This window comes from Cellulomonas sp. ACRRI, from assembly GCF_022346185.1.
Taxonomy (GTDB): Bacteria; Actinomycetota; Actinomycetes; order Actinomycetales; family Cellulomonadaceae; genus Cellulomonas.
The window spans coordinates 1-7901 of the sequence record NZ_JAKRMS010000162.1; the positions used below are offsets into that span (position 1 = coordinate 1).

Annotated in this window: 9 protein-coding genes; 5 read left to right on the forward strand and 4 right to left on the reverse strand. The window is 76.7% G+C overall.

Translation table 11 applies throughout. From position 1 onward, the window contains the following. Together tsaB and rimI are read left to right on the forward strand one after the other, a co-directional pair. The coding region (tsaB, locus tag MHY85_RS19130) for a tRNA (adenosine(37)-N6)-threonylcarbamoyltransferase complex dimerization subunit type 1 TsaB (RefSeq protein WP_255733726.1) at nucleotides 1-747 on the forward strand (747 nt) is incomplete at its 5' end. Further along, complete coding sequence (rimI, locus tag MHY85_RS19135; protein ID WP_239199614.1) at nucleotides 744-1385, forward strand: ribosomal protein S18-alanine N-acetyltransferase; 642 nt, start codon at nucleotides 744-746, stop codon at nucleotides 1383-1385. The genes tsaB and rimI, both read left to right, overlap by 4 nt. Nucleotides 1386-1525: 140 nt before the next feature. On the opposite strand, the gene MHY85_RS19140 is transcribed toward rimI, so the two are convergent. Beyond that, a complete protein-coding gene (locus MHY85_RS19140) occupies nucleotides 1526-2173 on the reverse strand; it encodes a malonic semialdehyde reductase (RefSeq protein WP_239199617.1) in 648 nt (215 codons plus the stop codon). Between the two features lie 103 nt (nucleotides 2174-2276). On the opposite strand from MHY85_RS19140, the gene tsaD reads away from it, so the two are divergent. Next, nucleotides 2277-3335: a tRNA (adenosine(37)-N6)-threonylcarbamoyltransferase complex transferase subunit TsaD gene (tsaD, locus tag MHY85_RS19145; protein ID WP_239199620.1), complete on the forward strand. Its 1059-nt coding sequence runs from the start codon at nucleotides 2277-2279 to the stop codon at nucleotides 3333-3335. 34 nt (nucleotides 3336-3369) lie between these two features. Here the strand turns inward: tsaD and MHY85_RS19150 are convergent, their stop codons facing one another. Further along, nucleotides 3370-4518 carry a glutamate--cysteine ligase gene (locus MHY85_RS19150; RefSeq protein ID WP_239199622.1) on the reverse strand — a complete coding sequence of 383 codons (1149 nt, stop codon included), beginning with the start codon at nucleotides 4516-4518 and terminating at the stop codon, nucleotides 3370-3372. After that, the gene (locus MHY85_RS19155) at nucleotides 4515-5714 is read right to left on the reverse strand and encodes a class I SAM-dependent methyltransferase (RefSeq protein ID WP_239199624.1); all 1200 of its coding nucleotides are present in this window, start codon (nucleotides 5712-5714) and stop codon (nucleotides 4515-4517) included. Before MHY85_RS19155 ends, MHY85_RS19150 begins: the two co-directional genes overlap by 4 nt. Nucleotides 5715-5965: 251 nt before the next feature. Here MHY85_RS19155 and groES point away from each other — a divergent pair, with 251 nt between their 5' ends. Next, nucleotides 5966-6262 carry a co-chaperone GroES gene (groES, locus tag MHY85_RS19160; protein WP_122149810.1) on the forward strand — a complete coding sequence of 99 codons (297 nt, stop codon included), beginning with the start codon at nucleotides 5966-5968 and terminating at the stop codon, nucleotides 6260-6262. Between the two features lie 384 nt (nucleotides 6263-6646). On the opposite strand, the gene MHY85_RS19165 is transcribed toward groES, so the two are convergent. Beyond that, a complete protein-coding gene (locus tag MHY85_RS19165) occupies nucleotides 6647-6949 on the reverse strand; it encodes a WhiB family transcriptional regulator (protein ID WP_154730404.1) in 303 nt (100 codons plus the stop codon). 342 nt (nucleotides 6950-7291) lie between these two features. Between MHY85_RS19165 and MHY85_RS19170 the strand changes: the two genes are divergently transcribed. After that, nucleotides 7292-7901 (forward strand): MerR family transcriptional regulator (locus MHY85_RS19170; RefSeq protein ID WP_239199626.1); only part of this gene is annotated, 610 nt, incomplete at its 3' end.

Below are 7901 nucleotides of genomic sequence, written 5' to 3' on the forward strand. Positions count from 1 at the left end.
CTCCCCGACCCCGAAGGAACCACACCGGTGCCCGTCCTCGCGCTCGACACCTCCGCCGCCGCGTCCGCCGCCGTCGTCGACGACTCCGGCCGCACCCTGGCCACCCGGTCGACGGGGGAGTCCCGCCGGCACGCGGAGACGCTGACCCCGCTGCTCGACGCGGTCCTCGCCGAGGCGGGCGTCGCCCGCGCGGACCTGACCGCTGTCGTCGTGGGCACGGGGCCGGCGCCGTTCACCGGGCTGCGCGTCGGCCTGGTCACGGCGCGCACGCTCGGCCTGGCGCTCGGCGTGCCGGTGCACGGGGTGTCGTCGCTCGACGCGCTCGCGCTGGCGACGGTCGCCCGGGCCGCGGCGGGAGCGGGCCCCGACCTGGACGGCCGGGAGCTGCTGGTCGTGACCGACGCCCGGCGCAGGGAGGTCTACTGGGCCCGGTACCGCGCCGTGGTGGGCGCCGGCGCGGAGCCGTCGGTCGAGGCGGTCGAGGGCCCCGGCGTCGCGACCCCGGCCGCCGTCGCGGAGCAGGGCCTCGAGGGGCTGCTGCTGGTCGGCCCGGGCACCGCGCTGTACCCCGAGCTCCTGGCGCCGGTGCCCGACACCCCCGACGCGGTCGACGCGGCGGACCTGGCGCGCGTGGCGCTCGCCCGGCTCGCGGTCGGCGGCGAGGGACTGGTGCTGCCGACCGAGCCGCTGTACCTCCGCCGCCCGGACGCGGTGCCGCCGGCCGCCGCGAAGCGGGCGCGGGCGTGACGTCGCCCGGGGACGGCGCGCCGGCGGACGCGACGGCCGCCGCCGCGGACGGCGCCGCCCCGCGGGGCGCAGCGCCGCAGGGCACAGCCCCGCAGGGCACAGCCCCGCAGGGCACAGCCCCGGAGGGCGCCGCCAGCGCCGCGCAGCACGACGCCGACCCGCGGGGCGCCGCCCCGGCGGGCCGCACGGCCGACGTCCTGCTCCGGCCGCTGGTCGACGCCGACCTCGACGCGCTCGAGGACATGGAGGAGGCGCTGTTCGGCGCGGGCGCCTGGTCCCGGGCGTCGCTGGCCGAGGAGATCGCCGGCCCGGGCCGCTGGTACGTCGGCGCGCAGGACCGCGCGTCGGGTGAGCTGGTGGGCTACGCGGGCCTGTGGTTCGACGGCTACGACGGCCAGGTCATGACCGTGGGCACCCGCCCGGACGCGCAGGGCCGCGGGGTGGGCCGGATGCTGCTGGACGCGCTGCTCGACCACGCGCGCGAGCTCGGCGCGGGCGACGTGCTGCTGGAGGTGCGGGTCGACAACGAACCGGCGCTCCGGCTGTACGAGCGGGCGGGCTTCGAGCGGTTCGGCCGGCGCAAGGGCTACTACCAGCCCGAGAACGTCGACGCCTGGACGATGCGCCGCAAGGCCTGAGGCGGCGTCGCCCGCGGCCGCCCCGCTCGGCCGTCCGGCGCGGAGTCCGCCGGGGCCCGGGCGCGACGAGGGCCCCGCCCGGGCGAACCGGTGCGGGGCCCTGCCGCGCGGCCGCCCGGAGTGGCGGGCGGCGGGCGGCGTCAGATCGTGCGGGCGACGTCCTCGAAGTCGAGGCGACCCTGGCGCGGGTGCGACGCCGGCATGCCGAAGCCCTCGACGTCCTCCGGCGCGCTGCCCACGTTGAGGACCATGATCGAGCGCCAGCCCGAGCCGGCGAGCAGGTCGGCGTCCAGGCCGGGGGCGTCGAAGCCGGTCATCGGCCCGACGTGCAGCCCTGCGGCGCGCAGGCCGACGATCAGGTAGCCCGCCTGCAGGAACGCGTTGTCGCGGGACATCCGTGCGCGCACGTCCTCGACGCCGGCGAAGTTCTCGCGCGCCCCGGCCATGTGCGGGGCCAGGCGGGGGAGCTGCTCGTGGAAGTCGACGTCGGCGGCCACGACGATGCTCAGCGGCGCCCGCCGGGTCTTGGCCTTGTTGCCCTCGTTCATGTGCTCGACGAGGCGCTCGCGGCCCTCGCCCGAGCGGACGAGCAGCAGGCGCAGCGGCAGGGAGTTCATCGCGGTCGGGCCCCAGCGGACGACGTCCCAGACGGCGCGGACCTGCTCGTCGGTGACCTCGCCGTCGGTGAACGTGTTGACGGTGCGGGCGTCCCGGAACACCAGGTCCACGATCTCCTGCGGGACGCGGAGGTCGGCGGCGGCGGACGACGGTGCGGTGTCGATGCTCATGATCGGTTGAATGCGCAACTTGTACCGGGTCATCCCTGTTGCCTGCGTGAACCGCGTCACACCGCGCGCGAGGCCGGGGCGGACGGCGGCCTAGACTCGGGGCATGCCTGAAGCGCCCCTCGTCCTCGGGATCGAGACGTCCTGCGACGAGACCGGGGTCGCCCTGGTCCGCGCCCACGCCGACCGCAGCGAGCTCCTGGTCGACGCCGTCGCGTCCTCCGTGGACGAGCACGCGCGGTTCGGCGGGATCATCCCCGAGATCGCCTCCCGCGCCCACCTCGAGGCGATGATCCCGACGATCGAGCGCGCGCTCGGCACCGCCGGGGTCGCGCTCGCGGACGTCGACGCGGTCGCGGTCACCGCGGGCCCCGGCCTCGTCGGCTCGCTCACGGTCGGCACCGCCGCGGCCAAGGCGCTCGCGTACGGCCTCGGCAAGCCCCTGTACGGCGTGAACCACGTCATCGGCCACGCGGCCGTCGACGAGCTGGTGCACGGCCTGTTCCCCGACCGCGTCATGGCGCTCGTCGTCTCCGGCGGCCACTCCAGCCTGCTGCTGGTCGACGACGTGGTCACCGGCGTGCACGAGCTCGGCTCGACGCTCGACGACGCCGCGGGGGAGGCGTTCGACAAGGTCGGGCGCCTGCTCGGCCTGCCGTACCCCGGGGGCCCGCACATCGACCGGCTGGCGCGCGAGGGCGATCCGACGGCGATCCGGTTCCCGCGCGGGCTCACCGCCGCCAAGGACCAGGCCGCGCACGCGTACGACTTCTCGTTCTCCGGGCTCAAGACCGCCGTCGCCCGCTGGGTCGAGGCGCGCGAGGACGCCGGCGAGCCGATCCCGCTCGAGGACGTGTCGGCGTCGTTCGCCGCGGCCGTCGCGGACGTGCTCACCGCGAAGACCATCGCCGCGTGCCGGCGGCACGGCGTGGACACCCTGGTCGTGGGCGGCGGCTTCTCGGCGAACTCGCAGCTGCGGGACATGGCCGCCGAGCGGTGCGCCGCGGCCGGGATCGACCTGCGGATCCCGCCGATCAAGTACTGCACCGACAACGGCGCGATGATCGCCGCGCTGGGGGCCGCGGTCGTGCGCCGCGGGCTGCCGGCGTCGGACTTCGCGATCGGCGTGGACTCGACGATGCCGCTGGAGACGGTCACGGTCTGAGGCGCCCGCGCCGCCGGCGTCGCAGCGGCCGGCGTCAGAGCGGCCGGCCGGCCCGCATCTCGGCGACGAGCGACGCCACCACCGCGTCGAGCTCGCCCGCGTTGCGCCGGGCCACGGCGCGCTGCCGCTGGTAGGACGCGCCCTTGCGCAGGATGACCCGCACGGCGTCGAGCTCGGCCGCGCAGCCCAGCCGGTCGGCCACCGGCTCCAGGTCGACCAGCAGCCGCCCGACCGCGTCGGTGACGAGCTCCTCGTCGCCGGCCGCGTTCGTGATGATGATCGCGTCCATGCCGTAGCGGGCGGAGCGCCACTTGTTCTCCTGCGCGAACCACGGCGGCATCGTCGGCAGCAGCTCCCCGCGGTCCAGCAGCGTCGAGAAGTGCTCGACCAGGCAGTGCGTGAGCGCGGCGAGCGCGGTGACCTCCAGCAGGCTGGGGGAGCCGTCGCAGATCCGGGCCTCGATCGTGCCGAACCGCGGGGACGGGCGGACGTCCCAGCGCACCTCGTCGAACGCGTCGATCACCCCGGTGTGCAGCATGTCGCCGACGTACGCCTCCAGCTGGTCCCAGCGCTCGAACGGGAACGGCAGGCCGGCGGTCGGCAGCTGCTGGAACATCAGCGCGCGGTTCGACGCGTACCCGGTGTCCTTGCCGCCCCAGAACGGGCTGGACGCGGACAGCGACTGCAGGTGCGCGAACGTGGTGAGCAGCGCCCGGGAGATCGGCAGCACCTTGTCCCGGTCCTCGATCCCGACGTGCACGTGCACGCCGTAGATCAGCATCTGCCGGCCCCACCACTGCGTCCGGTCGATCAGGGTGGCGTACCGCTGCTTGTCGGTGACCTTCTGCTGCGCCCAGCGGGCGAACGGGTGCGTGCCGGCGCTCATCAGCTCGACGCGCAGCGGGTCGGTGACGGTCCGCACCTCGTCGATCGCCCGCTGCAGGTCCGCGCCCGCCTCGCCGACCGTGCGGCAGACCCCGGAGACGACCTCGACGGTGTTGAGCAGCAGCTCCTGCTTGATCGCGGGGTGCTCGGCGGCACCGGCCGGCCGCACCGCGTCGAGCACCGTGCTGGCGACCTGGCGCAGGTCGCCCGAGTCGGCGTCGACGAGCGCGAGCTCCCACTCGATCCCGACGGTCGACCGCTCGGACCGCGCGAACGGCAGCCGCGCCGGCGTGGTCATGCGGCGGCGCCGACGGGCTCGACCAGGAGCACCTGCTGCTGGCCCGCGACCCGGGTGAGCACGATCGTCGCGGTGGCGGTCCCGCGCAGGTCGAGCTGGCGGCGCAGCTGCTCCGGGACGACCGCGGTGCCGCGCTTCTTGATGGTCAGCGACCCGACGCCGCGCTCGCGGAGGTAGGCCCGGAGCCGCTTGAGGCCGAACGGCAGGGTGTCGAGCACCCGGTAGGCCGTGGCGAACGGGGTCGCGTGCAGCGCGTCGGAGGTCACGTAGGCGATCGTGCTGTCCACGAGCCGTCCCTGCACCTCGGCGGCGACCTCGGCGACCAGGCCGGCGCGGATCACGGCCCCGTCGGGCTCGTAGAGGTACGCGCCGACGGGCCCGACCTCGGCCCGGGCGCGCTCGGCGGCGGCGCGCAGCACGGCGGACCCGCCGCCGGCGGCCAGCAGCAGCGCGGACCGGCCGGGTCCCTCGGGGGCGAGCGGGCCGAACCACAGGCCGAGCTCGACGACGTCGCCGTCGACCGACACCCACTGCGCCTCGGCGTCCTCGGGCAGGGCGCTGTGCGGGACCCCGGGGCCGAGCTTGAGGCCCAGGGCGGGCACGCGCTCGCGGACCGCGAGGACGTCGTCCAGCGGCGGGGCGTAGGCCGCGGGGTCGAACACCCGGCTCCCGCCCGACGTCCGGCGCGCGGGGTCGGCGTACACGCCGTCGACGCCCTCGGCCGCGAGGTCGACCGCCAGCCCGTCGCCGTGCCGCACCTCGGCCTCGGGGAACGCGCGCAGGTTGATCGTCGCGAGCGCGGCGGTGGTCTCGTCGGCGTCGACGGCGAGCACCCGCAGGCCGACGCCCGCGAACGCCATCGCGTCGGCGCCCAGGCCGGAGGTCAGGTCCGCCACCCGGGTGACGCCCGCGGCGACGTACCGGCGGGCGTGCTGCGCGGCGACCACGAGCCGGGTCGCCTGCTCGAGCCCGGCGGGGGTGAACAGCATCCCGTCGGCGAACTCGCCGAGCTTGTCGTGCGCCTTCGCGCGCAGCCGTGACTGGGTCAGCGCGGCCGCGACCAGGTCCGCGTCGAAGCCGTCCCTGCGGAGCCGCTCGGACAGGACCATGGCGTGCCGCTCGTCGTACGGGGGGAGGGCGGACAGCAGGGCCCAGCCCTCCGGGCTGAGCAGCTTGGCGAGGCCGGACGCGTCCATCCCGCGATCCTCGCACGGCGGCACGGGGCGACGGCCGGCGCCGCCGTGGGCGCGGACGGATGTGACGGACGACCCCGCCGTCGTTGGCACTCGCCTTGACCGAGTGCTAACGGGTTCCTAGAGTGCTGATCGGCACTCTCCTCAGGAGAGTGCCAGCGCACCGCCCGGCCGCCGGCACCCGCGACGACGGCAGGACGGACGGGGCGACAACGGACATCAGGCAGCACTCACACGCGAAGGGGAGGTCCGCTGTGTCGGTCTCCATCAAGCCGCTCGAGGACCGGATCGTCGTCAAGACGCTCGAGGCGGAGCAGACGACCGCCTCCGGTCTGGTCATCCCGGACAGCGCCAAGGAGAAGCCCCAGGAGGGCGAGGTCCTGGCCGTGGGTCCCGGTCGCATCGACGACAACGGCAACCGCGTCCCGCTCGACGTGGCGGTCGGTGACAAGGTCATCTACAGCAAGTACGGCGGCACCGAGGTCAAGTACGACGGCGAGGAGTACCTGATCCTCTCCGCGCGCGACATCCTGGCGGTCGTCACCAAGTGACGCCCCCCGCCGGCCCGTGAGGCCGGCGGTCGGACGACGAAGGCCCCCTCCGGCGACGGAGGGGGCCTTCGTCGCGCCCGGGGTCGGTGCGGATGCCCGGGGCCGGTGCGGATGCCCGGGGGCCGGCGCCGGGCCCCGTGCGGGTGCCGACGCCCGCACCGGGTGCCGGGCCCGGAGGGGGCGCCGCCGCCCGCACCGGGTGCCGGGCCCGAGGGGGCGCCGCCGCCGCAGACCGCGCGCGCCGCGGCAGCACGACGGGGCCCCTCCGCATGCAGAGGGGCCCCGTCGCTCGTGGTCGGCGACCGCGCGGTGTCGCACCGCGCTCGGTCGCCACGTCCGGTCGGCGGCGCTCGGGTGGGCCGGGAGGCCCGCGCCGCCGGGGGGTCAGATCGCCTGGTGGGTGGTCCGGCCGGCGCGCTCGGCGAGGACGGCGGTGCGCTCGTCCTCCGAGAGGCCGCCCCAGACGCCGTACGGCTCGCGGACCGCGAGGGACTGCTCGCGGCACTCGTTGATGACCGGGCAGGTCGCGCAGATGGCCTTGGCCGCCTCGGCGCGGCGCCGGCGCGCGGCACCCCGCTCGCCCTCCGGGTGGAAGAACAGGTCCTGGTCCGCGTCGCGGCAGGCGCCCTGGTACTGCCACTCCCAGAGCTCCATCACGGGTCCCGGGAGGCGGGAGATCTCGGCCATGGGGGGTCCTCCATCCTGCGCGGCGCCGGGGCGCCGTTCTGGTGACGTGCGGGGGGCGGTCCTGCCCTGCTGTCCTGGGACCGAGGTCCCTGGTGCGGCGGCTGAACTGCACTGATGAGGACAGTACAACCGCGCCAGCAGTTGTTCAAGACCGTGTCGCGATCAGTTCGACGCGAACCGCTTCAGTCCGGTCACCTGCGCTGACGCGATTTGCGGCGCGGTTGCGTGCGGCGGCGGGCGCGTCCTGGCGCGGTCGCCCGGACCGGCGCTGGAAACCGCGCCAGTTCCCCGGCACAATCGGGGGCGGGCCGCGGGACGAGCGGCGGGGACGAGATGGGCGCGATGCAGCACAGCGAGGACGACAGGTCGACCGGCGGCGCCGGGCGTCCTGCCGACGGCGAGTCCGAGGCGGTCGAGCTCGACGGCCCGATCCTGACGGTGGCCGCCGTGGCCTCCCGCCTGGGTGTCGCCCCCGCCACGCTGCGCACCTGGGACCGCCGGTACGGGCTCGGGCCGTCCGAGCACACCGCGGGGGCGCACCGCCGGTACAGCGCGAGCGACCTGGCGCGGCTGGTGACGATGCGGTCGCTCACGCTCGACGGCGTGCCGCCGGCCGACGCGGCGCGGCTGGCCCGGGAGGGCGCACCGGGGACGCTGCCGGAGCCGGAGGGCTCCCCGGAGCGGGGCGGTGCGCCGGCCCGCCCCGGCCAGGGCGCCCCCGCCGGGCGGCCGGCCGAGGGGCACCCCGCCGGACCTGACGCGGACGCCGGCCCGGGCGCGCCGGTCCGGCACCTCAGCGCCGTCCCCGACGCCCCCGCCGGCGGCACCGACGGCCCCGGCGCCGACGCGCCCGGTCGGGGGGCCGCCGCCGCGGTCGACCCGGGCGAGGCGTCCGCGGCCCCCGGGCCGTCCGGGGCGCCCGCCTCGCGTGCCGCACGCGCCGCCCTGTCTC